The organism is Microbacterium profundi (genome assembly GCF_000763375.1).
Classification (GTDB): Bacteria; Actinomycetota; Actinomycetes; order Actinomycetales; family Microbacteriaceae; genus Microbacterium; species Microbacterium profundi.
In genome coordinates, this window is record NZ_JPSY01000002.1 from 382422 (window position 1) to 407006 (window position 24585).

At 67.3% G+C, this 24585-nt stretch carries 30 protein-coding genes and 1 tRNA gene; 22 read left to right on the forward strand and 9 right to left on the reverse strand.

Annotation, left to right across the window (positions count from 1 at the left end; genetic code table 11):
* Window positions 1-26 precede the first annotated feature (26 nt).
* A complete protein-coding gene (locus tag JF52_RS0112365) occupies window positions 27-386 on the forward strand; it encodes a cation transporter dimerization domain-containing protein (RefSeq protein ID WP_372460283.1) in 360 nt (119 codons plus the stop codon).
* Between the two features lie 9 nt (window positions 387-395).
* Here JF52_RS0112365 and ligD read toward each other — a convergent pair whose 3' ends face one another.
* Window positions 396-2399, reverse strand: coding sequence for a non-homologous end-joining DNA ligase (gene ligD, locus JF52_RS0112370; RefSeq protein ID WP_033106865.1), 2004 nt, complete (start codon window positions 2397-2399; stop codon window positions 396-398).
* Window positions 2400-2459: 60 nt separating this feature from the next.
* Between ligD and ku the strand changes: the two genes are divergently transcribed.
* Window positions 2460-3266 (forward strand): non-homologous end joining protein Ku, encoded by an 807-nt coding sequence (gene ku, locus JF52_RS0112375; protein WP_033106866.1) that lies wholly within the window; start codon window positions 2460-2462, stop codon window positions 3264-3266.
* Window positions 3267-3284: 18 nt separating this feature from the next.
* On the opposite strand, the gene JF52_RS0112380 is transcribed toward ku, so the two are convergent.
* Entirely contained in the window at window positions 3285-4043 is a 759-nt protein-coding gene (locus JF52_RS0112380; RefSeq protein ID WP_033106867.1) for a DedA family protein, read from the reverse strand.
* Window positions 4044-4088: 45 nt separating this feature from the next.
* A tRNA-Leu gene (locus JF52_RS0112385) sits at window positions 4089-4170 on the reverse strand.
* A gap of 138 nt (window positions 4171-4308) precedes the next feature.
* Between JF52_RS0112385 and JF52_RS0112390 the strand changes: the two genes are divergently transcribed.
* From JF52_RS0112390 to JF52_RS0112420, 7 genes are read left to right on the forward strand one after another with little or no spacing between them, the layout of a single operon-like run.
* Window positions 4309-5451 carry a CpaF family protein gene (locus JF52_RS0112390; RefSeq protein ID WP_033106868.1) on the forward strand — a complete coding sequence of 381 codons (1143 nt, stop codon included), beginning with the start codon at window positions 4309-4311 and terminating at the stop codon, window positions 5449-5451.
* Window positions 5448-6308 (forward strand): type II secretion system F family protein, encoded by an 861-nt coding sequence (locus tag JF52_RS0112395; protein WP_033106869.1) that lies wholly within the window; start codon window positions 5448-5450, stop codon window positions 6306-6308. The genes JF52_RS0112390 and JF52_RS0112395 overlap by 4 nt, the downstream gene beginning before the upstream one ends.
* Window positions 6305-7243, forward strand: a complete 939-nt coding sequence (locus JF52_RS0112400; RefSeq protein ID WP_033106870.1) for a type II secretion system F family protein — start codon at window positions 6305-6307, stop codon at window positions 7241-7243. The genes JF52_RS0112395 and JF52_RS0112400 overlap by 4 nt, the downstream gene beginning before the upstream one ends.
* Before the next feature lie 35 nt (window positions 7244-7278).
* On the forward strand, window positions 7279-7479 hold the full coding sequence (locus JF52_RS0112405; RefSeq protein ID WP_033106871.1) for a hypothetical protein: 201 nt from the start codon (window positions 7279-7281) through the stop codon (window positions 7477-7479).
* A 1-nt stretch (window position 7480) separates the two neighbouring features.
* Window positions 7481-7882: a TadE/TadG family type IV pilus assembly protein gene (locus JF52_RS0112410; protein WP_033106872.1), complete on the forward strand. Its 402-nt coding sequence runs from the start codon at window positions 7481-7483 to the stop codon at window positions 7880-7882.
* Complete coding sequence (locus JF52_RS0112415; RefSeq protein WP_234001186.1) at window positions 7869-8306, forward strand: TadE family protein; 438 nt, start codon at window positions 7869-7871, stop codon at window positions 8304-8306. The genes JF52_RS0112410 and JF52_RS0112415 overlap by 14 nt, the downstream gene beginning before the upstream one ends.
* On the forward strand, window positions 8303-8728 hold the full coding sequence (locus JF52_RS0112420) for a pilus assembly protein TadG-related protein (protein WP_033106980.1): 426 nt from the start codon (window positions 8303-8305) through the stop codon (window positions 8726-8728). The genes JF52_RS0112415 and JF52_RS0112420 overlap by 4 nt, the downstream gene beginning before the upstream one ends.
* A 15-nt stretch (window positions 8729-8743) precedes the next feature.
* Here JF52_RS0112420 and JF52_RS0112425 read toward each other — a convergent pair whose 3' ends face one another.
* On the reverse strand, window positions 8744-9958 hold the full coding sequence (locus JF52_RS0112425) for an MFS transporter (protein ID WP_052167026.1): 1215 nt from the start codon (window positions 9956-9958) through the stop codon (window positions 8744-8746).
* A gap of 105 nt (window positions 9959-10063) precedes the next feature.
* Between JF52_RS0112425 and prfB the strand changes: the two genes are divergently transcribed.
* Window positions 10064-11173 carry a peptide chain release factor 2 gene (gene prfB / locus JF52_RS0112430; RefSeq protein WP_033106875.1) on the forward strand — a complete coding sequence of 370 codons (1110 nt, stop codon included), beginning with the start codon at window positions 10064-10066 and terminating at the stop codon, window positions 11171-11173.
* Window positions 11174-11238: 65 nt separating this feature from the next.
* On the opposite strand, the gene JF52_RS16585 is transcribed toward prfB, so the two are convergent.
* Window positions 11239-12030 (reverse strand): DUF2510 domain-containing protein, encoded by a 792-nt coding sequence (locus JF52_RS16585; protein WP_052167013.1) that lies wholly within the window; start codon window positions 12028-12030, stop codon window positions 11239-11241.
* Window positions 12031-12200: 170 nt separating this feature from the next.
* Here JF52_RS16585 and ftsE point away from each other — a divergent pair, with 170 nt between their 5' ends.
* The 3 genes from ftsE to smpB all read left to right on the forward strand — a co-directional run bounded on the left by ftsE (window position 12201) and on the right by smpB (window position 14705).
* Complete coding sequence (gene ftsE, locus JF52_RS0112440; protein ID WP_033106876.1) at window positions 12201-13208, forward strand: cell division ATP-binding protein FtsE; 1008 nt, start codon at window positions 12201-12203, stop codon at window positions 13206-13208.
* Window positions 13205-14119 carry a permease-like cell division protein FtsX gene (gene ftsX / locus JF52_RS0112445; RefSeq protein WP_033106877.1) on the forward strand — a complete coding sequence of 305 codons (915 nt, stop codon included), beginning with the start codon at window positions 13205-13207 and terminating at the stop codon, window positions 14117-14119. Before ftsE ends, ftsX begins: the two co-directional genes overlap by 4 nt.
* Window positions 14120-14228: 109 nt before the next feature.
* Window positions 14229-14705: an SsrA-binding protein SmpB gene (gene smpB / locus JF52_RS0112450; protein WP_033106878.1), complete on the forward strand. Its 477-nt coding sequence runs from the start codon at window positions 14229-14231 to the stop codon at window positions 14703-14705.
* 2 nt (window positions 14706-14707) lie between these two features.
* Here smpB and JF52_RS0112455 read toward each other — a convergent pair whose 3' ends face one another.
* Both JF52_RS0112455 and lexA read right to left on the reverse strand, forming a co-directional pair.
* Window positions 14708-16567 (reverse strand): S9 family peptidase, encoded by a 1860-nt coding sequence (locus tag JF52_RS0112455; RefSeq protein ID WP_033106879.1) that lies wholly within the window; start codon window positions 16565-16567, stop codon window positions 14708-14710.
* Window positions 16568-16630: 63 nt separating this feature from the next.
* Window positions 16631-17317: a transcriptional repressor LexA gene (gene lexA, locus JF52_RS0112460; protein ID WP_033106982.1), complete on the reverse strand. Its 687-nt coding sequence runs from the start codon at window positions 17315-17317 to the stop codon at window positions 16631-16633.
* 310 nt (window positions 17318-17627) lie between these two features.
* Here lexA and JF52_RS0112465 point away from each other — a divergent pair, with 310 nt between their 5' ends.
* The 6 genes from JF52_RS0112465 (at window position 17628) to JF52_RS0112490 (ending at window position 21989) form a co-directional block, all read left to right on the forward strand.
* Complete coding sequence (locus JF52_RS0112465; RefSeq protein ID WP_033106880.1) at window positions 17628-18002, forward strand: LysM peptidoglycan-binding domain-containing protein; 375 nt, start codon at window positions 17628-17630, stop codon at window positions 18000-18002.
* A gap of 13 nt (window positions 18003-18015) precedes the next feature.
* Complete coding sequence (locus JF52_RS0112470; RefSeq protein ID WP_200881017.1) at window positions 18016-19098, forward strand: histidinol-phosphate transaminase; 1083 nt, start codon at window positions 18016-18018, stop codon at window positions 19096-19098.
* Between the two features lie 8 nt (window positions 19099-19106).
* Entirely contained in the window at window positions 19107-19712 is a 606-nt protein-coding gene (gene hisB, locus JF52_RS0112475; protein WP_033106983.1) for an imidazoleglycerol-phosphate dehydratase HisB, read from the forward strand.
* Entirely contained in the window at window positions 19709-20344 is a 636-nt protein-coding gene (gene hisH, locus JF52_RS0112480) for an imidazole glycerol phosphate synthase subunit HisH (RefSeq protein WP_033106882.1), read from the forward strand. The genes hisB and hisH overlap by 4 nt, the downstream gene beginning before the upstream one ends.
* A 111-nt stretch (window positions 20345-20455) precedes the next feature.
* The gene (gene priA, locus JF52_RS0112485) at window positions 20456-21202 is read left to right on the forward strand and encodes a bifunctional 1-(5-phosphoribosyl)-5-((5-phosphoribosylamino)methylideneamino)imidazole-4-carboxamide isomerase/phosphoribosylanthranilate isomerase PriA (protein WP_033106883.1); all 747 of its coding nucleotides are present in this window, start codon (window positions 20456-20458) and stop codon (window positions 21200-21202) included.
* Entirely contained in the window at window positions 21186-21989 is an 804-nt protein-coding gene (locus JF52_RS0112490; protein WP_033106884.1) for an SseB family protein, read from the forward strand. Before priA ends, JF52_RS0112490 begins: the two co-directional genes overlap by 17 nt.
* Before the next feature lie 116 nt (window positions 21990-22105).
* On the opposite strand, the gene JF52_RS0112495 is transcribed toward JF52_RS0112490, so the two are convergent.
* A complete protein-coding gene (locus tag JF52_RS0112495) occupies window positions 22106-22492 on the reverse strand; it encodes a DUF1844 domain-containing protein (protein ID WP_372460284.1) in 387 nt (128 codons plus the stop codon).
* A 270-nt stretch (window positions 22493-22762) separates the two neighbouring features.
* Between JF52_RS0112495 and infC the strand changes: the two genes are divergently transcribed.
* The 3 genes from infC (at window position 22763) to rplT (ending at window position 24072) form a co-directional block, all read left to right on the forward strand.
* Window positions 22763-23386: a translation initiation factor IF-3 gene (infC, locus tag JF52_RS0112500; protein ID WP_084595836.1), complete on the forward strand. Its 624-nt coding sequence runs from the start codon at window positions 22763-22765 to the stop codon at window positions 23384-23386.
* Window positions 23387-23457: 71 nt separating this feature from the next.
* Entirely contained in the window at window positions 23458-23652 is a 195-nt protein-coding gene (rpmI, locus tag JF52_RS0112505) for a 50S ribosomal protein L35 (protein WP_017828564.1), read from the forward strand.
* A gap of 33 nt (window positions 23653-23685) precedes the next feature.
* Window positions 23686-24072, forward strand: coding sequence for a 50S ribosomal protein L20 (rplT, locus tag JF52_RS0112510; RefSeq protein WP_033106886.1), 387 nt, complete (start codon window positions 23686-23688; stop codon window positions 24070-24072).
* 68 nt (window positions 24073-24140) lie between these two features.
* On the opposite strand, the gene JF52_RS0112515 is transcribed toward rplT, so the two are convergent.
* Window positions 24141-24563, reverse strand: coding sequence for a ribosomal maturation YjgA family protein (locus JF52_RS0112515; protein WP_033106887.1), 423 nt, complete (start codon window positions 24561-24563; stop codon window positions 24141-24143).
* Between the last annotated feature and the right edge of the window lie 22 nt (window positions 24564-24585).

Below are 24585 nucleotides of genomic sequence, written 5' to 3' on the forward strand. Positions count from 1 at the left end.
GCCGCTACCGCCGCTACCGCCTCATCGTGCTCTCTGTGCTGATCGCCGTCATGATCATCCCGCGGGCGATCTCGCTGCTGCGCGAGGTGTTCTCGGTGCTCGCCGAGTCGGCGCCGAAGAACACGCACGTCAGCGAGATCCGTGACCATCTGCTCCCGTTCGACGGTGTGCGCAGCGTGCACGATGTGCACGTCTGGCAACTCACCCGCGGTGCACCGGTGTTCACCGCGCATGTCAAGGTCGACCCAGCACTGCTCGCGACCGGACGCTCTGATCTGCTTCTCGAAGAGCTGCAGGACTGCCTCACCGACAACTTCGATGTCGCGCACTCGACATTCCAGATCGAATCCGCCGAGGCGGGGGAGTGCGAAGACGCACACGCCTGAGCGGACGCATCAGGACTCCACGACGATCTCGTCGACGGACTTGTCTGGACGCAATCCTCGCCAGCGCGCGTGACGGAGTATTCCGTCGGGCGTCCAGTTCGCGAACTCGACTTCACCGACCAGTCTCGGATGCACCCAGAGTGCATCGCGTGCATCAGATGCCGGAACGCCGGTGATCTCGGCGCTCTTCGTGCGCAGCGGCTCCAACTGTGCCGCCAGATCGCCGAGCATCCGCTCCGTGAAACCGCTGCCGACGCGTCCGACATAGCGCAGCAGCTCGGTCTCAGCATCCGGAATCGCGAGCAGCAGGGAGCCGATCCGGCCCTCCCGGTCGCCCTTGCCAGGGCGGATGCCGGCGATCGCGACCTCCTGCGTGCGGGTGTGCTTGATCTTCAGCCAGGAACCGGAGCGGATGCCGGGGCGGTAGGTGGATCCCGATTCCTTCGCCACCACGCCCTCCAGGTTGAACGCATCGCTGGTCTCCAGCGCAGCATCCAGATCGTCGAACACCGGCGGCACGACGATCGGCGCGTCGACACCGTCCACCAGAGTCTCCAGCAGCGCTCGTCGGTCGCGCAGCGGCATCCCGGTGAGGTCATGCCCGTCGAGTCGTAGAAGATCGAAGAGGTAGTAGGCGACCGGCGTGCGGATCACCTCGCGCTCGACCTCGCGGGCCTTCGTCAGATGCATCCGGCTCTGCAGCCGGCTGAAGCTCGGACGCCCCGAGGAATCGAGCGCGACGATCTCGCCGTCGATGATGGCGTCGTCGACCGCGAGATGGGGAGCACCGTCGGCAGTGAGCTCGGGGTACCTCGCCGTGATCTCCGTGCCGCTGCGAGCGTGCAGCGTCATCCGGCCGTGCGCCCACGTGCCGACCGCTCGAATGCCGTCCCACTTGATCTCGATCCACGGATCGCGCAACGAACGGACCAGGCCCACTGTCCCTGAGTCGGCGAGCATCGGACGAGGGGGAGATCCAGCGGGAGCCTCAGGAACACCCTTCGGCATCGTCCAGCTGACCAGCGCCCCGCCGGCATCCGGTGCCGGGGGTGCCTGCGGCATGGGCTCCGGCGTCTTGGCGGCATCCCGTTTCTCACGGTACGGATCGAGCGGGTCGGAGTTCGAGGCGGCGATCAGGCCGACGAGGGGATCGACCCCGGCGTGGACGCGGTCCATGACCTCGTCGAAGCGCAGCTGGCGCAGGTCGGGGTCGTCGAGTTCGTCCCAGGTGCGGGGAGCCGCCACCGTCGGATGCGCACGTCCGCGCAAGGAGTACGGCGAGATCGTCGTCTTCTTGCCGTTGTTCTGGCTCCAATCGAGGAACACCTTCCCGCCGCGGACCGCCTTCGACATGGTGCTGGTGGCGATGTCGGGGTGATCTGCCTCGATGGCGCGGGCGAGCTCGCGGGCGATCGCCGAGGCCTGGTCGCTCGTCTGCGTGCCGTCCAGATGGCTGTACAGGTGGATGCCCTTGCTGCCGCTCGTGACGGGGACGGGATCCAGGCCTATGTCATGCAGGATGTCCCTGGCGAGTCCGGCGACGTGGGCGCACAGCGGAAGGTCCGCGCCGGGGCCAGGATCGAGGTCCAGCACGAGGCGGTCAGGGCCCTGTCGTTCGCCCGACGCGCTGAATCTCCACTGCGGAACATGCAGCTCGATGCTCGCGACCTGGGCCAGCCACACGAGCGTGGGCAGGTCGTCCGCGATCGGATACTCCTTCTGGCCGCCGGAGTGCTCGATCGGCATCCGGTGCACCCAGCTCGGCGCCCCGGCATCCAGCTGTTTCGCGAAGAACGCATCTGCTGGAGCATCCGCTGTCCCGACGCCCTCCACCCATCGCTTGCGGGTGATCGGCCGACCGGCCAGCAGCGGAAGCATCCGGGGAGCGGCCGCCGTGTAGTAGGCGATCACCTCGCCCTTGGTGGTCCCGGTCTCGGGGTAGAGGACCTTGTCGAGATTCGTGAGGCGCACACGGCGGCCGTCGACATCGACGACCTGCGCACTTGTGGCCATGACGAAAGAGTAACCGCAAGCCCCTGGCATTCGACTGCTTCCGCGGTGTGTACTGGTCACATGAGGTCGATCTGGAAAGGCGCCCTGACGTTCGGGCTCGTGAACGTCCCGGTGAAGGTGTACTCCGCCACCGAGGACCACGACGTCTCGCTGCATCAGGTGCACGATGAGGACGGCGGGCGCATCCGCTACAAGCGCACGTGCGAGGTCTGTGGCGAGGTCGTCGCCTATCAGAACATCGACAGGGCCTATGAGGATGACGGTCAGATGGTCGTCCTCACGAAGGAAGACCTCGACGCGCTGCCCGCAGAGCGCAGCCGTGAGATCGACGTCGTCGAGTTCGTGCCGAGCGGGCAGGTCGATCTGCTCACGCTCGACAAGGCCTACTATCTCGAGCCGGATTCCAAGTCGGCAAAGGCGTACGTGCTGCTGCGCAAGACTCTGGAGCAGACCGACCGCACGGCCATCGTGCGCTTCACCCTCCGCCAGAAGACGCGGCTCGCCGCGCTGCGCGTGCGCGGTGATGTGCTCGTGCTGCAGACGCTGCTGTGGGCCGACGAGGTGCGAGCGGCCGAGTTCGCGTCGCTCGATGAGGACGTGAAGATCTCCAAGAAGGAGCTCGAACTCTCATCGAGCCTCGTCGACAGCTACTCCAGCGACTTCGATCCGGAATCGTTCGTCGACGAGTACCAGAAGGAACTCCGCACGCTGATCGACGCGAAGATCGAGGCGGGTGAGACCTTCGACGTCAAGGAGACCTTCGCCGACGAGGGCGAGGACGAGAAGGGCGGCGAGGTCATCGACCTGATGGAGGCGCTCAAGGCGAGCGTCGAACGCTCACGGGCCAAGAAGAAGGATGCCGGGTGAGGCGCTGCCGCTGACCGGCTAGTGCTTGCCGTCGCCGTCCAGGTCGGGGGCACGGTCGAACACGTCCTTGTCGAGTGTGAGATGTTCGGCCTCTGCGGCGTCGACCGTCGCGTCGCCGCCGGCGGCGAGTTCCTTCTTGATCTTGTAGCGCTCTGAGAAGTAGTGCCACAGAGTGACGACCGCTGTGCCGCCCACGGCGATCAGGAGGATGACGTCGATGTACTCGGTGACCAGATCCCGGATCCAGGGGATGTATGCGATCACGTAGCCGAGCATGGTCAGACCGAAGCCCCACAGAACGGCGCCGATGAGGTTGTAGAGGCTGTAGCGCTTCCAAGGCATATGACCGACACCGGCAGCGACGGGGGTGAACGTGCGCACGATCGGCACGAACCGCGCGAGGATCACGGTCAGGCCGCCGTAGCGCTCGAAGAACGCGTTCGTGCGCTCGACGTTCCTTCTGCTGAACAGGCCCGATTCCTTACGTTCGAACACGGCCGGGCCGCCCTTGTGTCCGATGAGATATCCGACCTCACCTCCGACGAATGCCGCGAGGGCGATGAGCAGCGCCACCAACCAGATGTTCATACCGAAGACGTTGCTGGTGTGGGTCAGCAGGCCCGCGATCACGAGCAGAGTGTCGCCGGGGAGAAGGAAGCCGACCAGAAGTCCGGTCTCGGCGAACACGATGAAGCAGACCACGAGCAGAGCCCATGGACCGGCTGCTCCGATGATGACGGCAGGATCGAGCCAAGGAATGAGTGAGATCTGATTCATGGTGTCCCGTCGAGCGGTTCGTGCGGAGGTCAATCGAACGTGCTGTGCGGAAGGTGGGACTTGAACCCACACGCCCTGGGGCACAGGAACCTAAATCCTGCGTGTCTACCAATTCCACCACTCCCGCGCGTGGTCAAGTCTAGCCAGTGCGTCGGCCGCGATCACCGGGGGATATCCGGAGTGAATGCCGAGGGTTCTTCGTCTGCGTGGCACCGCTTGTGGATAACTTTCGAGGTCGTCGGCGGATTCTTGCGAGGATGCCGGTGTGAGCCAGAGCACCCTCGTCGTCGCCGAGCGTGTGCGTCGGCGTCTGCGCGCGGAGAGGACTGATCCCTCGCTCTCGCCGGAGGAGGCCAGGCGCATCGCGCAGGCCGAGGTGCGACGGCACAACGACCTCGCGTTGTCGCGTGGCGAAGAGACGATCGACGACGAGATCGCCTGCGTGCGCGACGTGCTCGCCTCTGTCAGCGGTTTCGGGCCCCTTCAACCGCTCCTCGATGATCCCGAGATCGAGGAGATCTGGTTGAACGGGCCCGATCGTGTCTTCGTCGCGCGAGAGGGCGTCTCGGAGCGGATCAGCCTGCGGCTCACGGATGCGATGGTGCGGGATCTCGTCGAGCGGATGCTGCAGGCCACCGGCCGCCGCGTCGACATCAGCCAGCCCTTCGTCGACGCGTCGCTGCCCGACGGCTCGCGATTGCACGTCGCCATCGCCGATGTCGTCCGCGGCTCATGGGCGGTGAACATCAGGAAGTTCCTGCCCCGCTACCGCACCCTGGGGGCGCTGGTCGAGCTGGGGACGCTCCCTGCGGAAGTCGCGGAGATGCTGAACAGAGCGATGCGCGACGGCCTCAGCGTGATCGTGTCTGGTGCGACTCACGCAGGCAAGACCACCCTGCTCGGCGCGCTGCTCGCGGCCTGCGCCGACAACCAGCGCATCATCACGGTCGAGGAGACATTCGAACTCGCAGTGGACGGGCCGGACCTCGTCGCGCTGCAGGGCCGCCAGGCGAGCCTCGAGGGCACCGGCGAGATCACCCTGCGCCGCCTCGTGAAAGAAGCTCTGCGCATGCGGCCGGATCGTCTTGTCGTCGGTGAGGTCCGAGATGCGGAAGCGCTCGACCTGGTGCTCGCTCTCAACACGGGAGTACCGGGCGCGGGAACGGTCCATGCGAACTCCGCAGTGGAGGCGCTGGAGAAGCTCACGATCCTGCCACTGCTCGCCGGCCGCAACATCGATCGCTCGTTCATCGCCCCCGCCCTCGCCGCCTCGGTCTCGTTGGTCGTGCACTGCGCGCGGGATGCCGCGGGTGGACGCCGCGTCACCGAGGTGATCGCTCCGACCGGCGAGGTCGTGGAGGGACGCATCATCACCCGCTCGCTCTACCGGGCGGAGCCTCCGGTATGACGTTGCTGGTCGGAGCGATTCTCGCGGCGGGGCTGCTCCTGTCCGCGTCGCCGTGGCTCTGGCCGCAGCGTGAGAAGGATATGCGCCCGGCGACCAGGAGCGGATGGCTCGTTCGCCTGATCGACGAGGCAGGCTACGCCTCCGTGCAGCAGCGCACCGTCGTGGCCATCGTCATCGCGATCGCATTGGCGGCTGCTGCGACCGTCTGGTTGATCACCGGCATCCCGACACTGGCGGTCCTCGCCACGATCGGGGGAGCGTCTGCTCCGATCGCGTTCCTGCGCTCGCGCCGTCTCCGACTGCTGAAGGCCCGCAGACAGCTGTGGCCGGATGTCTGCGATCTCCTCATCGCATCGATCCGCGTCGGGCTGTCCCTACCCGATGCCGTGGCGTCGCTGGCCGAATCGGCACCTGCGATGGTGCGCCCGGCGTTCGTCGTGTTCGCGCGAGATCTCCACTCCACCGGTCGTTTCGAGAGCAGCATCGAGAGGCTGAAGACCTCGCTCGCCGATCCCATCGCCGACCGGATCGTCGAGACCCTGAAGATGGCGAGGCAGGTGGGCGGAACCGAACTCACCGGCGTGCTGCGGGCGTTGTCGTCCTCCGTGCGGGCGGATGCGGCCTTGCGCGGCGAGGTCGAAGCGCGACAGTCGTGGATTCGCGGGGCGGCCGTGCTGGGCGTCGTCGCGCCGTGGATCATTCTCGGGCTGCTGGCGCTGCGCCCGGAGGGAGCACAGGCGTACACGAGCCCTGAAGGTGTGCTCGTGATCTGCGGTGGCGCCGCCGTCTCGGTCGTGGCGTTCCGCATCATGGTGCGTATCGGACGGCTGCCGGAACCCAGGCGGTGGTTCGCATGAGCGGTGTCACCGATGCGGCGATGGCGATCCTGCTCGGCGGAATCCTGGCCGCAGGCATCCTCTGCATCCTGGCAGCCGCGCCGCGGTGGGGCGCCGCTTCACTGACCACGCGCATCGCACCGTATGTGCGGGATGCTGTCGACGATGCCGCGCTGCCGTCCGGGATTCTTCCGAAGGCGGGAGTGCTTCCCCTCCGCACCGGGAGCATGTGGGAGCGGCTGAAGGACATGTTCGCGCGCAGTCTCGGCGGCGGCAATGCGCTGGCTCTGCGGCTCGCCCAGGCGGGGACGGACGAGGCGCCGGCATCATTCCGTGCCCGCCAGCTCGGGTGGGCGGTCACGGGATTCGGCGTCGGCTGCATACTCGTCGTGATCCTCGCATTGACAGGGCGGATGACGCCACCGGCGGCCGTGCTGCCTCTTCTCGTCGCGGCGGCGGGAGCGATCGTCGTCGACGTGCTTCTCTCATCCCGCGTCAAGTCGCGGCTGGGCAGGCTCAGCGACGAGCTGCCGACCACTCTGGAGTTCGTCGCGCTGTGCCTGTCCGCAGGCGAGGGCTTCTTCGACGCGCTGCGCCGTGTCGCCGCGATCGGCTCCGGCGAGCTCACTCAAGAGCTGCGACAGGTCGTGCTCGCCGTCGGAACAGGATCACCGCTGGCGGATGCTCTCGCGGAGATGGCCGCGCGGTTGCGACTGCCGGGCCTGTCGCGCGCGGTCGACCAGGTGATCGCTGCGCTCGAGCACGGCGCCCCGCTCGCCGGCGTGCTGCATTCGCAGGCCGCAGACGCGCGTGAGGACGCGAAACGCGTTCTCATCGAGCAGGCGGGTCGGCGCGAGATCTACATGATGCTGCCGCTGGTCTTCCTGATCCTGCCGCTGAGTGTGCTTTTCGCCGTGTTCCCTGGACTGTTCATCCTGCGACTCGGACTCGGTTGAAACAGAACCCCGAACGATCCACTACGAGAGGACTGATGATGAGAGCAATCGAACGCTGGTGGGCGGCGCTCACCGCCGATGCCGGAGAGCTCGCCGAGGACGAGACCGGGGATGTGCCCGGCTGGGTGCTGGTCACGCTCATGACGGCCGGTCTGGTGGTCCTCATCTGGGCGGTGGCCGGCCCGGCCTTGACCGGGTTGTTCGAGCAGGCGATCTCACGAGTGTCCGGACTCTGACATGCACTGGCGAGAGGCGGCGGCGGACGAGCGCGGGTCGAGCCCGGTCGAGTTCGTTCTCGTCGGCTCGCTGCTCACCGTCCTCACCCTTGCCGTGCTGCAGCTGGGGTTCGCGGTGTACGTGCGCAATGTCGTGCACGATGCCGCCGTCGAAGGCGCGCAGTACGCGGCTCTCGCCGACACCGCGCTCGAGGAGGGGGCGCAGCGCACGCGGCAGTCGATCACCCGCGCTGTCGGTGCGACCTATGCGGAGGACATCGCCGTCGCCGAGAGCGACCGGCTCGGGCATGCGACGGCCGTCGTGACAGTGCGCACCACCCTGCCCATCATCGGCCTGCTCGGCATTCCGTACGCGATGGAGGTGAACGCGGATGCGCCGTTGGAGACACTTGGCGAAGAGTGACGACGGCTCGGCAGCCCTGGAGTTCATCACGGTCGGCGTCATCCTCCTCGTCCCGCTCGCATACCTCGTGATCACTCTCGGCGCGGTGCAGGAGAGCCTTCTCGGTGTCGAGGCCGCGGCGAGACACACCGCCAGGGTGATCGGCCAGGCCGACGACGTCGAGTCAGCGGCGGTCAACGGCGACGCCGTGCTCGCGAGCGTCGTGGACCAATACGGGATGGATGCCGAGAACGTCGAGGTGTCCATGTCGTGCTCCCCGGCAGGAGCCGCGTGCCCCTCGGCCGGCGCGACGGTCATCGTCACGGTGACCACGCGCGTCTCGCTGCCGTTCGTGCCGCCGATCTTCGGCCTCGACAAGGCTGCGAGCATTCCGCTTGAAGCCGCCGCTGCGCAGAAGGTGTCGCGTCTGTGGGGCACCGGATGACGCGGTCTTCGATCTTCGCGGATGACCAGGACGGCAGCATCCTCCCGCTCCTGCTCGGATACGTCGCGCTCGCGATCGCCGTGATCTTCGTCTGCACCTGCGCGACCGATCTGTACATCGCGCAGAAGCGGCTCGATTCCCTCGCGGATGCCGCGGCGCTCGCCGGAGCCGACGGATTCACCCTCGTCGTCGACGGCGACGCGGTGCGTGCCGAGCTGACGGATGCCGGAGTGCAGGAGCAGGCGCTCGCGATCGTCGACGCAGTGGCGGCCGACGCGACTCTCGTCTCGGCATCCGCTCCCGACGGCGTCACCGCACGTGTGACTGTCGCCACCGCCTGGCGCCCGCCCTTGTTCTCACCGTTCGTGCCGGAAGGCGTACCGCTGGAAGCCACGGCGACGAGCCGCACGGCGCTGCGGTAGGCCAGCCGATGGACGTCAGCGATCCGGCCGAGGGCTGAACCGGGGGATCCAGCGGATGAAACCGAGCGCCCCGATCAGTCCCACGACGCCGATCACGCCCGATGCCACGGACAGCGAGGCGATCGCGGTCACCGCGGACACGATCAGCGGGGTGACAGCGCCACCGGCGTCCGTGAGCGTCCGCCACGAGCCGAGGAAAGCCGCCGGTTCCTGCTTCGGTGCGGTGTCGGCGCCGAGCGTCAGCAGAATGCCGCTGGAGAGGCCGTTTCCGACGCCCAGCACGGCCGCCAGCATCCCGAACCACAGCACTGCGGAATCGCCGTCGTGCGTGAACGAGAGCACGAGGAACCCGATGCCCATCAGCACCATCGCCGGCATCGCCGCCCACAGCCTCCCGAAGCGGTCCATGACCTGGCCGCTCGCGTAGAAGAGGGCGAAGTCGATCGCTCCGGAGACACCGACGACCAGCGCGATGGTCTGCGCGTCGAGCCCCAGCGACACGCCCCACAGTGGCAGCACGACCTGCCGTGCCGATCGCACCCCGGACAGGCAAGCGGCAGCCAGCCCCAGTCGCCCGAGCACGCCACGGTACTCCCACATGGTGCGGAAGATCCCGAGACGTTCGGCCGTCGGGATCGAGCCGGTCACCGCCTCTCCGGTGTCCTCCGCGAGAGTGGAGTTCGACCCGATCGACGGCGTCGTCTTCTCCGGATCGGGTCCGAACAGCACCAGCACCACCATGACGATCAGGCAGCCGAGGAAGAACCAGATCGCGGCATGCTCGTTGAACACCTGCAGCAGAGCGGCGGTGACGAACGGGCCGACGAACACGCCGAGGCGGAAGCTGCCGCCTAGCAGCGACAGTGCCCTGGCCCGGAACGCGACCGGCACCCTGGTCGTCATGAACGCGTGCCTGGCGAGTCCGAAGGCCGCAGCGCAGAACCCCAGCAGGAACACGGATGCTGCGAAGATCGCAAGCACCGGAGCGAGCACCATCCCGATGACGGCGCCGATGGAGATCACGCCGGCGATCACCATCGTGAAGCGCTCGCCGATTCGGGCGACCGCCCATCCGGCGGGGAGGTTGCCGCACAGCTGCCCGATCACGAGCGCCGATGCGACCAGCGCGGCCGAGGCGACGTCGGCACCCATGTTCGCGGCGATCACCGGGATCAGCGGGATGACGGCGCCCTCTCCGAGGGCGAACAGGATCGTGGGGAGGTACACCATCGGTCCGAACTGCCTCAGGACCGCTGACGCGCTGCTCACACGGCCACGCTACTCCGCGAAGGCGCCCCCTCAGATCACCGACGATCCACGGTAGGCTGGGGTGTCATGCTCGAACTAGATCTCTCCGCCGAAATTCAGGCGCTCAGGCACACCTTCGGCGATATCAGCGAGGTCGTGGATGTTTCCAGGCTGCGCGAGGACATCGCCCGGCTCAGTGAGGAAGCGGGCGCACCCGACCTCTGGGACGACACCGAGCGCGCCCAGAAGGTGACCAGTGCCCTCAGCCATCGCCAGTCCGAGCTCGCCCGCATCACCGGCATCGCACAGCGCCTCGACGATCTCGAGGTGCTCGTCGAACTCGCCAACGAGATGGGCGATGAGGAATCCGGCCAGGAGGCGCGGGGCGAACTCGCCGCGCTGACCGATGTGATGAACCAACTCGAGGTGCAGACGCTCCTCGATGGCGAGTACGACGACCGCTCGGCGATCATCACGATCCGCTCGGGCGCCGGCGGCGACGACGCCACCGACTTCGCCGAGATGCTCATGCGCATGTATCTGCGCTGGGCGGAGAAGCACAAGTATCCGGCCAAGGTCATGGACACCTCATATGCGGAGGGCGCCGGCATCAAGTCCGCCACCTTCGAGATCACGGCGCCCTATGCCTTCGGCACGCTGTCGGTCGAAGCCGGCACGCACCGCCTCGCGCGCATCAGCCCATTCGGCTCTGCGGACAAGCGCCAGACCAGCTTCGCCGCAGTCGAGGTCATCCCTCTCATGGAGGAGGCCACTGCGGTCGAGATCCCTGAGGGCGACATCCGCGTCGACGTCTTCCGCTCGTCCGGCCCCGGCGGTCAGTCTGTCAACACGACCGACTCGGCCGTGCGCCTGACGCACCTTCCGACCGGCATCGTCGTCTCGATGCAGAACGAGAAGTCGCAGATCCAGAACCGCGCCGCCGCCATGCGCGTGCTGCAGACCCGACTCCTGCTGCTGCAGAAGGAGGAGGAAGCCGCGAAGAAGAAGGAGCTCGCCGGAAACATCACGGCGAGCTGGGGCGATCAGATGCGCTCGTACTTCCTCTATGGCCAGCAGCTGGTCAAGGACCTGCGCACAGGTCAGGAGTCGGGCAACCCCGCCGCCGTGTTCGACGGCGATCTCGACGACTTCATCTCGGCCGGCATCCGCTGGCGCAAGCGCAGAGACGAAGACTGACAGTCAGACGACAGAGCGAGAGACCCACGATGCACGATGTCGTGGGTCTCGTTGCTTCACATCCGTTACTGAAGGTCTGGGGCGCAGACAACGACCGCTTCGGACAGCCCGGTGGCGAACTCCAATGCCCCCGTCGAATCGCCGAAGTCGCCTTCACCAAGCGCGATCGCGGACAGTGTCTCGTCCGACACATCAGGATTGTCGACCAACTCCTGGGCGAGACACGGGATCGTGTCGTTCTCGTAGCCGGTGGCGCCCTGCGCGCCGACGATCACCCGCAGGCCCTCGGCGACCTCGTCCGTGCTCGGGCGATCGCCGGTGGCTCCGGCATCGGCGTCTGACTCGTCATCGGCGTCCGCCGAGATCGACGGCAACGGCGTGGGTGGCGAATATTCGTCGACGGCGGTCACGAACGCGGCGGTGAGGATCACGAAGGCGATGATGGCGCCGACGATCGCGCCGACGACGGAAAGGCAGATGGCGACGATCGGAGCCCACTTCTTCCCGCGGAGGAAGAACGCGATGATCGAGAGGACGAAGGCGGTCGCCAGCAGGAACCAGCCGACGCCGAGGATCGGTGGAATGCACACCGTGATGAAACCGAGCACGGCTGCGCCGAGCGCGATCCAGCCCACGATGGACGGGCCGGATGCCGGGGGAGACGCCGGTGCGGACGAGTAATTCCCCGCGGCGGCCGGATACCCGCCGCCGGTCGGCGCAGGGTATGCGCCCGGAGCAGCGTACGGCGGGGCGGGTACTGCCGGCGTCTCGGGCGCGAAGTTTTCGGTCCACTGCTGACCGTCCCACCAGCGCTGGCGTCCGGATCCGTCGTCGTACCAGCCTGCAGGCGTGCTCATGTCTCTCCTCGATACCGGTGTTCGGCGATGTCCCCGGGTACGCACTGACGCGAACCACTACTGGGACATGCTTATCAGGGATTCCGCTCGCGTTCACATGGGGAGCGCTCTCCGTCTCAGGGGGTGTCGCTCGCGGTGAGCGCGGAACCCGCGCTTAGGCTCGTAAAGCCATGATTCGGTTCGAGAACGTCACCAAGCGCTACCGCGGGACGAAGCGACCGGCCCTCGCCGGGGTCGACTTCGAGATCCAGCGGGGCGAATTCGTCTTCCTCGTCGGTGCGTCGGGGTCGGGGAAGTCCACCTGCCTCCAGCTCATCCTCCGTGAGGAGGTGCCCTCCACGGGACGCGTCGCCGTTCTCGGCCGCGATCTTCGTGCACTGGCGAACCGTAAAGTGCCGTATTTCCGCCGTCACATCGGCTCGGTCTTCCAGGACTTCCGCCTGCTCTCGACCAAGACCGTGTTCCAGAACGTCGCGTTCACCCTGCAGGTGACCGGATCCTCTCGAGGATTCGTCCAGCAGGCCGTGCCGGAGGCGCTCGCACTCGTCGGCCTTGCCGGCAAGGAGAAGCGGATGCCGCACGAGCTGTCCGGTGGTGAGCAGCAGCGCGTCGCCATCGCCCGCGCGCTGGTCAACCGCCCGCAGGTGCTGCTCGCCGACGAGCCGACCGGAAACCTCGACCCCGCGACCTCGGTCGACATCATGCAGCTTCTGGCGCGCATCAACGCCGGCGGCACGACTGTGCTGATGGCCACGCACGAGGCCGCCTTCGTGGATCAGATGCAGCGCCGTGTGATCGAGCTGCGTGACGGCGAGATGGTGCGAGACGAGGTGCACGGCGGTTACGGCGATCGGTCGATGATCCCGCAGCTCGTCCCGGAGCAGGAGCGCGGCGCAGCCGCGACAGCTGCCCTCACCGCTGTGCAGGAGGTGCAGCGCCAGACCGAGTCGCTCGAGCCGCTCACCGCCGAGATGATCGCGTCGATGCGCGCAGCGCGCATCGCTGACGCGGCTCCGGCCGATGCGGCGCCGGCCGATGCGGCGCCGGCGACCGAGGCCAGGCCTGCCGACACGTCTGCGATCGTCCTTCCGGATGTGAACGTGGCGGAGCTCGGAGTGGCCGATCGCCTCGGACTCTCCGACAGCGGCGACGACGAGGAAGTGGGACCGACATCGTGAGAGTGGGTCTGATCCTCACCGAGGCACTCGGGGGCCTGAGGCGCAACATCTCGATGGTGATCTCGGTCGTGCTCGTGACGTTCGTCTCGCTGACGTTCGTCGGCGCGGCGATCCTCATGCAGGGCCAGATCAGCACCATGCGCGCCTACTGGACCGAGCGCGCCCAGGTGTCCGTCTCGATGTGCTCGACGGTCTCGACCGGTGAGAGCTGCCTCGACGGCGCCGCGACACCCGAGCAGGTCGAGCAGGTGCGCGCGGAGCTCGAGGGCGATCCTCTCGCCTCACTCATCGGCGACCTCCGCTTCGAGAACAAGGCCGAGGCCTACGCCAACGTCACCGAGCTGCTCGGTGAGGAGCAGGCGAGCGTTCTCACCGAGGAGCAGATGTCGGAGACGTTCTACGTCACCCTCAAGGACCCAGGTCAATCGCAGGTGATCGTCGAGGCGTTCGCCGGCATCAACGGCGTCGAAGAGGTGCGCGACCAGTTGCAGTACCTCGACCCGCTGTTCTCCGCGCTCACGGTCGCGACCTACATCGCCGTCGGTATCGCCGTCCTCATGCTCATCGCAGCCATTCTGCTGATCGCCACGACGATCCGGCTGTCCGCTTACGCCAGACGCAAGGAGATCGGCATCATGCGCCTGGTCGGCGCGTCGAACCGGTTCATCCAGACCCCGTTCATCCTCGAGGGCGTGTTCGCCGCCTTCATCGGCTCGGTGCTCGCCAGCGCGGCCGTGGTCGCCGGAGTGCACTTCGGTGTCAACGGCTATCTGAAGGGCCGGGTGCCGTTCATCACCACGTGGGTGACGATGCAGGATGCTGCGCTCGTCGTGCCGGTGCTCATCGGCATCGGCGTGATCTTGGCCGCCCTCTCGGCTGGCTTCGCGATACGTCGCTGGCTGCGCACGTAGCATCCGGATGCGCAGGCAGCATCCGCCCGCGACGTCTCGGCATCCGCAGCCGTCGTTGTAGACTGATGGGCTGTCGTGCGTTCGGCGCGGCACGGATCAGGAGAGCATCATGCCCAGGGAACGCGGGGAGAAGGTCGTCGCGACCAATCGTCGCGCACGTCACGACTACACCATCGAGAAGTCGTACGAGGCGGGGATGGTGCTCACCGGCACCGAAGTGAAGTCACTGCGGCAGGGCCGCGCGAACCTCAGCGACGGGTATGCGTTCGTCAAGGGCAACGAGGTGTTCCTCGACTCGGTGCACATCCCCGAGTACTCGCAGGGGCACTGGACGAACCACTCGGCCAAGCGCATCCGCAAGCTGCTGCTGCACCGCGAGGAGATCGAGAAGCTGCAGCACGCGGTGTCCGCCGGCGGCTACACGCTGATCCCGCTCAAGCTCTACTTCTCCGACGGCAGGGCGAAGGTCGAGATCGCCCTCGCGAAGGGCAAGCGCGAGTTCGACAAGCGTCAGACGCTGCGCGAACGCCAGGACACCCGCGAGGCGCAGCGCGCCATGCGCATGCGCAACCGCGTGGGGGAGTAGCCCTACACCTCAGGGGCGAATCCGAACACCGCTCCGAGAAAGCGCAGTTCGCGCTCGAGCGCGTCGATGATCGTCTCCGCGCGCCGGAAACCGTGCCCCTCGCCCGGATACACGACGAATTCGTGCGGGATGCCGCGTGCGGCCAGAGCATCGCGGATCGACTCCGACTGCGCCAGCGGCACGACACGGTCGTCTTCGCCCTGCAGCAGCAGAACAGGCACATCGATCTGTTCCGCGTGCGTGAGCGGAGAGCGATCGATGTAGATATGCTCGGCCGCGGGCAGCGGGCCGACGAGTCCGTCGAGGTAGTACTTCTCGAAGTCGTGCGTGTCCTGGGCGAGAGCGCGCAGATCGGTGACGCCGTAGCGGCTGATGCCTGCGGCGAACACGCCGCCGCGTACGAGTGCGGCGAGCACGGTCCATCCACCTGCCGAGCCGCCCCGGATCGCGATGCGCTTCGGGTCCGCACGCCCTGAGTCCGCGAGTCCGCGCGCCGCGGCGAGCACATCATCGACCTCTGCGATGCCCCACTGGCCGTCGAGACGCTCACGATAGGCGCGGCCGTATCCGGTCGAGCCGCCGTAGTTGACGTCGAGCACGCCGATGCCGCGGCTCGTGTAGAACGCGATGGCTGCGGATGCCGCTCCCGCGACGTGCGCGGTCGGTCCTCCGTGCACGAAGACGATGTACGGCGGGAGTTCGCCCTCGGGCGTCGTGGCATCGGGGTTCGCCGGTGCGTAAGCGAAGGCATGCACCGGGCCGTTCGCGCCGTCGAGGGTGATGCGGGTGGCCGGCGGCATCCAGCGCTCGTCCACTGGCAGGCCGCCGCGTACGCGTTCGACCTCGCCGGAATCCACGTCCACGCACCAGAGGCCTGCGCTCACGCGTGCCCCGCCGCCGGAGAGCAGCACGCGAGTGCCTGACACGTCGTCGATGCTCACGTGCGCGGTGGCGGGAACATCGAGGCGCCTCTCGGAGCCGTCGCGTTCGATCAGCGCGACCTCGTCCGCACCGTTCGTGCGCACGATGACGATACGGCCGTCTGCGAGCGGCTGATACCAGCGGTTTCCGAGCACCCAGAGTCCGTAGCCGGTGTCGGAGTCGGCCGGGGCGATCGGCTCCGGTGCGCCCGCGTCGAGGCCGTGCATCTCCCGGCGATAGAGATTCCAGCGCCCGGTGGGGTCGTCCGCGTATACGAGTTCTGTGTCGCTGATCCACTCCGGCTGCAGCGCCGCGCGTGCGGGTGTGTCGGCGAAGACATCGTCGCCGACCTCCGTGACGCACAGCCTGGCCTCCTGCCACGGCATCCGTCGACCGCTCCACTCGACCCACGCGATGCGGGTCCCGTCGGGGGAGAGCGCGGGGTGTGCGAAGAAGGCGCTGCCCTGGATATGCACACGGATCGCGGCCTCGTCCGAGGTGGCGGATGCGTCGGTCGGGACCTCGACGATCGCCCGCCGGTGCGGCTCCACCGAGAGATTTTCGCGCACGGCCAGCAGGCGCCCGTCCTGTAGGCGGAGCCCGCCGTGGTTCGGTCCGGCGGGCGTCAACGGTTCGGGCTCCTCGCCTGGCAGCATCCGATACACCCGTTGATCGCCGGCATCGACGAAGTACAGGGTGCCGCCTGCGTCCGCTGTCCACGCTCCGCCGCCGTACTCGTGCACCCGCGATCGGGCGCTCCACGGCGCGGGGAGGACCACCTTCCCTGTCGAGCTGCGCACCGAGACACGGCCGCCCTCGGCCGGCACCGATTCGCCCCACCAGATTTCGTCGCCCACGAAGCGGGCGCCATCGATTCGCGGCGCTGATGATGCGATATCGGCGGCGTGGAAGGGAGAGGTCCAGGTTCCGTACGGCTGCATGCTTCGAGCCTATGCGGCTCCGATCGACCGTCGTCGTTCGGAGCCGGCAGCGCTTGCTGTCTGTCAGACCGCGCGGAGCACCGCGACGATCTTGCCGAGCACTACTGCGTCGTCACCGAGGATGGGCTCGAAGGACGAGTTGCGGGGGAGGAGCCACGTGTGTCCGTCGCGCTGGCGGAACGTCTTCACCGTCGCCTCGCCGTCGAGCATGGCCGCGACGATCTCGCCGTTCTCCGCGGTGTTCTGCGTGCGCACGACGACCCAGTCGCCGTCGCAGATGGCGGCGTCGATCATGGACTCGCCTGACACCTTGAGCATGAACAGGTCGCCCTTGCCCACGAGCTGGCGGGGAAGCGGGAAGATCTCCTCGACCTGCTGCTCGGCAGTGATCGGCACGCCGGCGGCGATCTGACCGACGAGCGGCACCATCGCCGCGTCGCCGACGGGAGTGCTGGAGTCCGCCGGGTTCTCACTACTCGTGCCTGGCAGGTCGATGAGCACCTCCATCGCGCGCGTCTTGCCCGGATCGCGGCGCAGGTAGCCGCTCAGCTCGAGCTGACCGAGCTGGTGAGTGACGCTCGAGAGCGACTTGAGCCCGACGGCGTCGCCGATCTCGCGCATGCTCGGCGGATAGCCGTGCCTGGCGATCGAAGTCTGGATGACCTCGAGGATCGCCAGCTGCTTGGGGCTGAGGTTCTTGCGCCGACGGGTGCGCGGAACCTCAGGGCCGGGTGCGGAGATGTCGCTCATGGGTGCTCCTTCGTGCGCGTTCACGGTGCCGATGTTCGCCTGCACGGACCCTCGTCTTCGAATGTCTGTGGTCCGTGATGTGGTGTGGATATCGAAACCGTATCCGAGAAACGCCTCGAAACGGAAGATCTGTTCGAGCGTGTCGGGTGATTCGAAGGACGGGTTTCGAATAAGTCTTGACAGATGTTCGAATTCGAATATACATTCGGTACGTAGCTTCGCATTCCCCGCTCCCGGCCGAGCGGCGAATGCGAACGCTACGCCAAACGGCTCAAAGCCCAGAGGCAACCAGAGGCAGAGGAGAGATCACATGAGCACCATCAGCATCACCGCACCCGCAGTCGTTCCCGTGCGCACCGCGACCGGCGCCGCGACGCGGCTGCGACTGACGACGCGCGGGCGTCGACTGCTGGTCGCTCTCGCGGCGCTCCCACTCGCGGTCGGCATCGGCTTCGCAGCCATCAGCGGTGGCTCGGCACTTGCATCGGGTGACTCGTCCACCCCGGTCAGCTTCGACACCGTGACGGTCATGCCCGGCGACACGCTCTGGGCGATCGCCGAAGATGTCGCCCCCGCCGAAGACCCTCGCACGGTCATCAGTGAGATCCAGAAGCTCAATGCTCTGAACGGTGGCTCCCTGCAGGTCGGGCAGCAGCTCGCGATCCCCGCGGAGTACGCCGACTGATCTCACCGTTAACATGGGGAGGGTGACTGCTTCACTCAGCGACTTACCCCTCCGCGACGATCTTCGCGGTCTCACCCCTTACGGCGCACCGCAGGCCCCGCTGGCCGTGGCGCTGAACGTGAACGAGAACACCCATCCCGTGCCGGATGAAGTCGCGAGCGACATCCTCGACGACATCGCCGTCGCGCTGCGCGACGTGAACCGCTACCCCGATCGCGAGTTCACGACGTTGCGGGAAGGGTTCGCCGACTACCTCGGCCATGGCGTCGACGCCTCGCAGATCTGGGCAGGCAACGGATCGAACGAGGTGCTGCAGCACATCCTGCAGGCCTTCGCAGGGCCGGGTCGCACGGTCTTCGGGTTCGCGCCCACCTACTCGATGTACCCGCTGCTGTCGCAGGGCACCGGTGCGCGCTGGGTGGCCGGCGAACGTCAGCCCGACTACACGCTCACCGCCGAGGACGCGGTGGCTCAGGTCATTGCGTCCGATCCCGACGTGATCATGCTGTGCACGCCGAACAACCCCACCGGAACGCCGCTCGGCCTCGACGTGATCGAGGCCGTCTACGACGCGGCACGTGGTGTCGTGGTCGTCGATGAGGCCTATCAGGAGTTCGCGCCTCGTGACGCGGCATCCGCTCTCACGCTTCTCGAAGGTCGCCCCCGTCTTGCCGTCTCGCGCACGATGAGCAAGGCGTTCGCGTTCGCCGGCGCACGGGTCGGGTATCTCGCCGCCGACCCGGCGTTCATCGACGCTCTTCGACTCGTCAGGCTTCCGTACCACCTCAGCGCCCTCACCCAGGCGGCGGCCGTGGCTGCGCTGCGCAATGCGCCGGCGATGCTCGGCATGGTCGACGAGATCGTCGAGCAGCGCGACCGGATCACCGCGACCCTGGAGGCGCTCGGCTACGAGCCGCACGAATCGTGGTCGAACTTCGTGCTGTTCGGGGGAGTGGCAGATCCGCAGGCGACGTTCCAGGCGCTGTACGAGCGCGGCGTGCTGGTGCGCGACGTGGGCATCGCGAACCACCTGCGGGTCACCGCCGGCACCGAGGCCGAGACCACGGCGTTCCTGGACGCGCTGGCCTCGATATGATCGGCGTCATGAGCGTTTCCCGCACCGCGACCCGAACCCGCAGCACGTCCGAGTCGACGGTCGAGCTCGAGCTGAACCTCGACGGCACGGGCGAGAGCCACATCGACACTTCGGTTCCGTTCTTCGACCACATGCTCACGGCGTTCGCGAAGCACTCGCTCACCGATCTGACCGTGCGTGCCTCCGGCGACACGAACATCGACGCGCACCACACCGTGGAAGACATCTCGATCGTGCTCGGACAGGCGATCCGTGAAGCCCTGGGTGACAAGTCCGGCATCTCCCGCTACGGCGACGCGCTCGTCCCGCTCGATGAGGCGCTCGCGCAGGCGGTCGTCGACATCAGCGGCCGACCGTACCTCGTGCACTCGGGCGAGCCGGCCGGATTCGAACACCACCTCATCGGCGGCCACTTCACCGGCTCACTCGTGCGGCACGTCTTCGAGGCGATCACGTTCGGTGCGGGGCTGACCGTGCACATGCGGGTGCTGGGCGGCCGAGACCCGCACCACATCGCAGAAGCCGAGTTCAAGGCGTTCGCGCGTGCCTTCCGTCAGGCCAAGGCGCTCGACCCCGACGTGGTCGGCATCCCGTCCACCAAGGGAGCACTGTGACGCGCAGGCCCACCGTCGCGGTCTACGACTACGGATCAGGTAACGTCCACTCCGCGGTCAAGGCGTTGATCGCGGCGGGCGCGGATGCGACCCTCACCGGCGACCGCACCGCGGCGCTGGAGGCCGACGGCCTGTTCGTGCCCGGCGTGGGTGCGTTCGCGGCGGTGCGCGAGGCGCTGCACGCCAAGGGCGGCGATGAGATCATCGAACGGCGTCTCGCCGGTGGTCGGCCGGTGCTCGGAGTGTGCGTCGGCATGCAGGTGCTGTTCTCGCACGGTGTCGAGCGCGGACGCGACGTCGAGGGACTCGGCGAATGGCCGGGAACCGTGACGCAACTCGAGGCACCGGTGCTGCCGCACATGGGCTGGAACACCGTCACGCCCGATGAGGGCAGCGTGCTGTTCCGCGGCATCGAGGACGAGCGGTTCTACTTCGTGCACTCCTATGCCGCGCAGAGCTGGGAGCTCGACGTGATCCCACCGTTCCCGCAGCCCGCGCTCACATGGACGACGTACGGCACGCCGTTCCTCGCCGCGGTCGAGAACGGCCCACTCTCGGCGACGCAGTTCCACCCTGAGAAGTCGGGCGACGCCGGTATCCAGTTGCTGCGCAACTGGGTGCAGAGCCTCTGATCCGCGATGCCGCCGCGCAAAGCAACGACATCGTTTTGAACCCTGCGCCGACCCGGGCTACTCTCGGTTGTCGTGCCGCTCACGGCCCATCGATCTCCACCCGAGGATGACATGAACGACTTCGCGTCAATGCCCAAGCTCACCCTTCTCCCGGCTGTCGACGTCGCCGGGGGCAAGGCGGTCCGACTGACACAGGGCGAGGCGGGCAGTGAGACGAACTACGGCGACCCGCTGGATGCCGCAGCGGAATGGGTCGACCAGGGCGCCGAGTGGATTCACCTCGTCGACCTCGATGCCGCCTTCGGACGCGGATCCAACGCTGCCATCCTCCGCAAGGTCATCAAGCAGTTCCGTGGCGTGAACGTGGAACTCTCCGGCGGCATTCGTGACGACGCGAGCCTCGAAGCCGCGCTCGAGACCGGCGCGTCCCGACTCAACCTCGGTACCGCCGCACTCGAGAACCCCGAGTGGGCCGCTGACGTGATCGGTCGCTACGGCGAGGCCGTGGCCGTCGGACTAGACGTGCGAGGAACGACCCTGGCCGCCCGCGGCTGGACGAAGGAGGGCGGCGATCTCTGGGAGGTCCTCGAACGCCTTGAGGACGCCGGATGCAGTCGTTACGTCGTGACCGACGTCACGAAGGACGGCACGCTGCGCGGCCCGAACCTCGACCTGCTGCGTGAAGTCACCGCGCGCACGCCGAAGCCGGTCGTCGCGTCCGGCGGCATCTCGAGCCTGGACGACATCGCCGCACTGCGCGATCTCGTGCACCTCGGTGTCGAGGGCGCGATCGTCGGCAAGGCGCTCTACGCCGGCGCATTCACGCTGGCAGAGGCCCTGGATGTCGCAGGGGACTGACGACGCCTGCGAACACGGGGCTGGTCCAGCCTCTGCAGGAGGTGACTCGGCCGGCGTCCCGTGGGAGGGCCGCAGCTTCGAGTCGAACCCGCATGCGGGCGATGACGGTGCTGCCGATCCTGCGCTGCTCGCCGCTCTGCTGCGCTTCCGCGCGGGGGAGGGCAGTCAGGCCGAGGTCGTGGACGCGTTCCGCTCCGCGCGCGTTCTGATTCCCCTCGTCGCCGAGAAGGGCGAGGAGGGCGTGGCGCCCAGCGGCCTCGCCGTCGACAAGACGCAGGAGCTTTCGATCGTGACGGTCGCGGCTCCCGATGGCCGCACCGTGCAGCCGGTGTTCTCCTCGGTCACCGCGATGCAGAAGTGGGACGGCACCGCGCGACCGATCCCGGTGGAAGCAGTGCGCGCCGCGCTGGCCGCATCGTCCGAGCAGACCGACCTGATCGTGCTGGATCCGACGTCCGACACCGAGTTCGTCATCCGTCGCCCGGCCGTCTGGGCGGTCGCGCAGGGGCAGCGGTGGGAGCCGAGCTTCCTCTCGCCCGAGGTGTTCACGGCCCTTCAGGAGAGCGTCGCGCGCGAGCTCGCCGTGATCGATGTCGCAGTCGACGCGGGCGATCCCGATGCGCGGCTGAGCGGCCCGGAGCTGATCGTCATCCTCGAACTCGTCGACGGTCTCGAGCGCGATGTGCTGGATGCCGTGCTCGAGCGTCTTGCGCAGCGTTGGGCCGCCGACGACCGTATCGCGGTGCTGGCTGACTCCCTGACGGTGAAGCTCCGCCGCTCCGCCTGAGCTCATCCCGCCGCGAGACCGACCTGGCGGCGCGAGACCGACGTGCACAGACTCGGTCTCGTGCGGCAGGCTCGGTCTCGCGGCAATATGCTCGCCTCGTGCGCAGGATGCTGGGGCTAGTTGACCGGTCCGGTCCACTTCTCGCCAGGCCCCTTGCCGATCGGGTCGGGGATGGCGGATGCTTCGCGGAAGGCGAGCTGGAGCGAGCGCAGCCCGTCGCGCAGCGAGCGCGCGTGCATGTCGCTGATCTCGGGTGCGCCGGCCGTGATGAGTCCGGCGAGGGCGTTGATGAGCTTGCGGGCCTCATCGAGGTCGAGCTCTGCCTCTGGGTCGTCTGCGAGGCCAGTCTTCACCGCGGCCGCGCTCATGAGGTGCACGGCGGCCGTGGTGATCACCTCGATGGCGGGCACGTCCGCGATGTCGCGGGTGGCTGCGGATGCCGCATCCTCCTGTTGCTGCCAGCGCTCGTGGCGCTCGTCGTGGCTGTCATCCTGCACCGGAATCGTCACTATGCCTTGCCTTCTGTTAGACTTTGTCGGGCTTCGGAGCGTAACTGCTCCGGAACGAAAGAGGATTCACTTCCCACCCGCGCTTGCCGTTCAAGGCTACCGGGTCTTGCACTCCACCGGCTCACGTCGGCAGATCGGACGAAGTCCGATGTTCAGGGTGCGAAGCCGGCATCTGAACGCCGGTGGGTGGGGGACGATTCCGATTTCGCCCGTGTCGCAGTCAGCGTCGCGGTGGCTTAATCCATCGTCTAAAAGGAGTTCCGCATCAGCGATCCCCGCACCAATGAGCGCATCCGCGTCCCCGAGGTCCGCCTCGTCGGTCCCGCGGGTGAGCAGATCGGCGTCGTCCGCATCGAGGCAGCGTTGCGCCTTGCGCAGGAAGCCGACCTAGACCTCGTCGAGGTCGCCCCAAACTCGAAGCCGCCCGTGGTCAAGATCATGGATTACGGCAAGTTCAAGTACGAGGCCGCGCAGAAGGCGAAGGAAGCTCGTCGCAACCAGGCGAACACGATTCTCAAAGAGGTGCGCTTCCGTCTGAAGATCGAAGCACACGACTACACGACGAAGCTCAAGCGCGCCGAGGGCTTCCTCAAGGCCGGCGACAAGGTCAAGGCCATGATCCTGTTCCGCGGTCGTGAGCAGTCGCGCCCCGAGCAGGGCGTGCGTCTGCTGCGCAAGTTCGCCGAGGACGTCGCCGAGCTCGGCACCGTCGAGTCGAACCCGACGATCGATGGTCGCAACATGGTGATGGTCGTGGCGCCGCTGAAGAACAAGTCGGACGCGAAGGCCGAGCAGAACGCCCAGCGCGACGCACAGCGTGCGGCCAACAAGCAGGCGTCGCATGCGACGCGTGAGACAGCGGATTCGACCGAAGCCGCCGCGGAGTAACACCCGCCCCCAGACTCCCGCAACGCGGGTTGAACCGTCGCCTGAGAAGGCGCCATACGAAGGAAGAGAAGATGCCGAAGCAGAAGACCCACTCGGGTGCTAAGAAGCGCTTCAAGATCACCGGCAGCGGCAAGCTGAAGAAGCAGCAGGCCGGGATGCGCCACAACCTCGAGCACAAGTCGAGTCGTCGCACCCGCCGTCTGAATCAGGACCAGGTGCTCTCGAAGGCTGACACCAAGGTCGCGAAGAAGCTTCTCGGTCGCTGACGCGTCCGATCGCAGGAATAGGAACTCAGGAAAATGGCAAGAGTAAAGCGGGCGGTAAACGCCCACAAGAAGCGTCGCGTCATCCTCGAGCGCGCCTCCGGCTACCGGGGCCAGCGTTCGCGCCTCTACCGCAAGGCCAAGGAGCAGGTCACCCACTCCCTCGTCTACGCGTACCGTGACCGTCGCAAGCGCAAGGGCGACTTCCGCCGCCTCTGGATCCAGCGCATCAACGCCGCTGCACGCCAGAACGGCATCACGTACAACCGCTTCATCCAGGGTCTCGGCCTTGCCGGCGTCCAGGTGGACCGTCGCATGCTCGCCGAGCTCGCGGTGAACGAGCCCGCGACGTTCGTCTCGCTCGTCGAGACGGCCAAGAAGGCACTGCCTTCCGACGTCAACGCTCCGAAGTCGGCTGCGTAAGCACCTTTCAGAAGACGGGCGCCTCCCTTCGGGGAGGCGCCCGTCTTCGTCGTTCGGTGCCGGGCTTGTCAGCGCCCTCGCGATGACCTCCGGCGTCGGGCGCCCCGTGAGACAGCGACGTCGACGATCAATGCGAGCAGAACGGATGCCGGATACACGAGCAGATCGCGCTGTGCGAAGGCCGACCCGAGAACGAGAACGGACGGCGGGAACGCGAGCGCCAAGGTGCGCGGCAGATCGGTGAGCTGCAGGAACTCGATGATCGTGCAGAAGATGATCGCGAGGGCCGCGGGAAGCGTGCGAGAACTCCGCGCCAGCAGGATCGCGAACAGCAGGTACGCGAACACGGCGTACAGGGCGTCGCCTGCGATGTCGCCTGTATCGCCAGAACCGAATCGATGGACCAGCAGACCGGCGACGAGTACGATCACCGCCGCTGCCGTGAGCGCAACCCTGCGTCCGGCGGAGGAGGCTCTGGTGCGATCGGTCACATGAGCACAGTACGAAGCGAAC

Excerpts from the sequence above, each read along its gene's own strand:
- ligD (WP_033106865.1), bottom strand. The coding sequence starts at position 2,399 with ATGGCCACAAGTGCGCAGGTCGTCGATGTCGACGGCCGCCGTGTGCGC.
- rpmI (WP_017828564.1), top strand. The coding sequence starts at position 23,458 with ATGCCGAAGCAGAAGACCCACTCGGGTGCTAAGAAGCGCTTCAAGATC.
- JF52_RS0112470 (WP_200881017.1), top strand. The coding sequence starts at position 18,016 with ATGGGGAGGGTGACTGCTTCACTCAGCGACTTACCCCTCCGCGACGAT.
- JF52_RS0112490 (WP_033106884.1), top strand. The coding sequence starts at position 21,186 with ATGTCGCAGGGGACTGACGACGCCTGCGAACACGGGGCTGGTCCAGCC.
- JF52_RS0112425 (WP_052167026.1), bottom strand. The coding sequence starts at position 9,958 with ATGGTGTACCTCCCCACGATCCTGTTCGCCCTCGGAGAGGGCGCCGTC.
- JF52_RS0112395 (WP_033106869.1), top strand. The coding sequence starts at position 5,448 with ATGACGTTGCTGGTCGGAGCGATTCTCGCGGCGGGGCTGCTCCTGTCC.
- JF52_RS0112420 (WP_033106980.1), top strand. The coding sequence starts at position 8,303 with ATGACGCGGTCTTCGATCTTCGCGGATGACCAGGACGGCAGCATCCTC.
- ku (WP_033106866.1), top strand. The coding sequence starts at position 2,460 with ATGAGGTCGATCTGGAAAGGCGCCCTGACGTTCGGGCTCGTGAACGTC.
- rplT (WP_033106886.1), top strand. The coding sequence starts at position 23,686 with ATGGCAAGAGTAAAGCGGGCGGTAAACGCCCACAAGAAGCGTCGCGTC.
- JF52_RS0112465 (WP_033106880.1), top strand. The coding sequence starts at position 17,628 with ATGAGCACCATCAGCATCACCGCACCCGCAGTCGTTCCCGTGCGCACC.
- hisB (WP_033106983.1), top strand. The coding sequence starts at position 19,107 with ATGAGCGTTTCCCGCACCGCGACCCGAACCCGCAGCACGTCCGAGTCG.
- JF52_RS0112410 (WP_033106872.1), top strand. The coding sequence starts at position 7,481 with ATGCACTGGCGAGAGGCGGCGGCGGACGAGCGCGGGTCGAGCCCGGTC.
- ftsE (WP_033106876.1), top strand. The coding sequence starts at position 12,201 with ATGATTCGGTTCGAGAACGTCACCAAGCGCTACCGCGGGACGAAGCGA.
- lexA (WP_033106982.1), bottom strand. The coding sequence starts at position 17,317 with ATGAGCGACATCTCCGCACCCGGCCCTGAGGTTCCGCGCACCCGTCGG.
- JF52_RS0112380 (WP_033106867.1), bottom strand. The coding sequence starts at position 4,043 with ATGAATCAGATCTCACTCATTCCTTGGCTCGATCCTGCCGTCATCATC.
- JF52_RS0112400 (WP_033106870.1), top strand. The coding sequence starts at position 6,305 with ATGAGCGGTGTCACCGATGCGGCGATGGCGATCCTGCTCGGCGGAATC.
- JF52_RS16585 (WP_052167013.1), bottom strand. The coding sequence starts at position 12,030 with ATGAGCACGCCTGCAGGCTGGTACGACGACGGATCCGGACGCCAGCGC.
- JF52_RS0112455 (WP_033106879.1), bottom strand. The coding sequence starts at position 16,567 with ATGCAGCCGTACGGAACCTGGACCTCTCCCTTCCACGCCGCCGATATC.
- priA (WP_033106883.1), top strand. The coding sequence starts at position 20,456 with ATGAACGACTTCGCGTCAATGCCCAAGCTCACCCTTCTCCCGGCTGTC.
- JF52_RS0112405 (WP_033106871.1), top strand. The coding sequence starts at position 7,279 with ATGATGAGAGCAATCGAACGCTGGTGGGCGGCGCTCACCGCCGATGCC.
- prfB (WP_033106875.1), top strand. The coding sequence starts at position 10,064 with ATGCTCGAACTAGATCTCTCCGCCGAAATTCAGGCGCTCAGGCACACC.
- smpB (WP_033106878.1), top strand. The coding sequence starts at position 14,229 with ATGCCCAGGGAACGCGGGGAGAAGGTCGTCGCGACCAATCGTCGCGCA.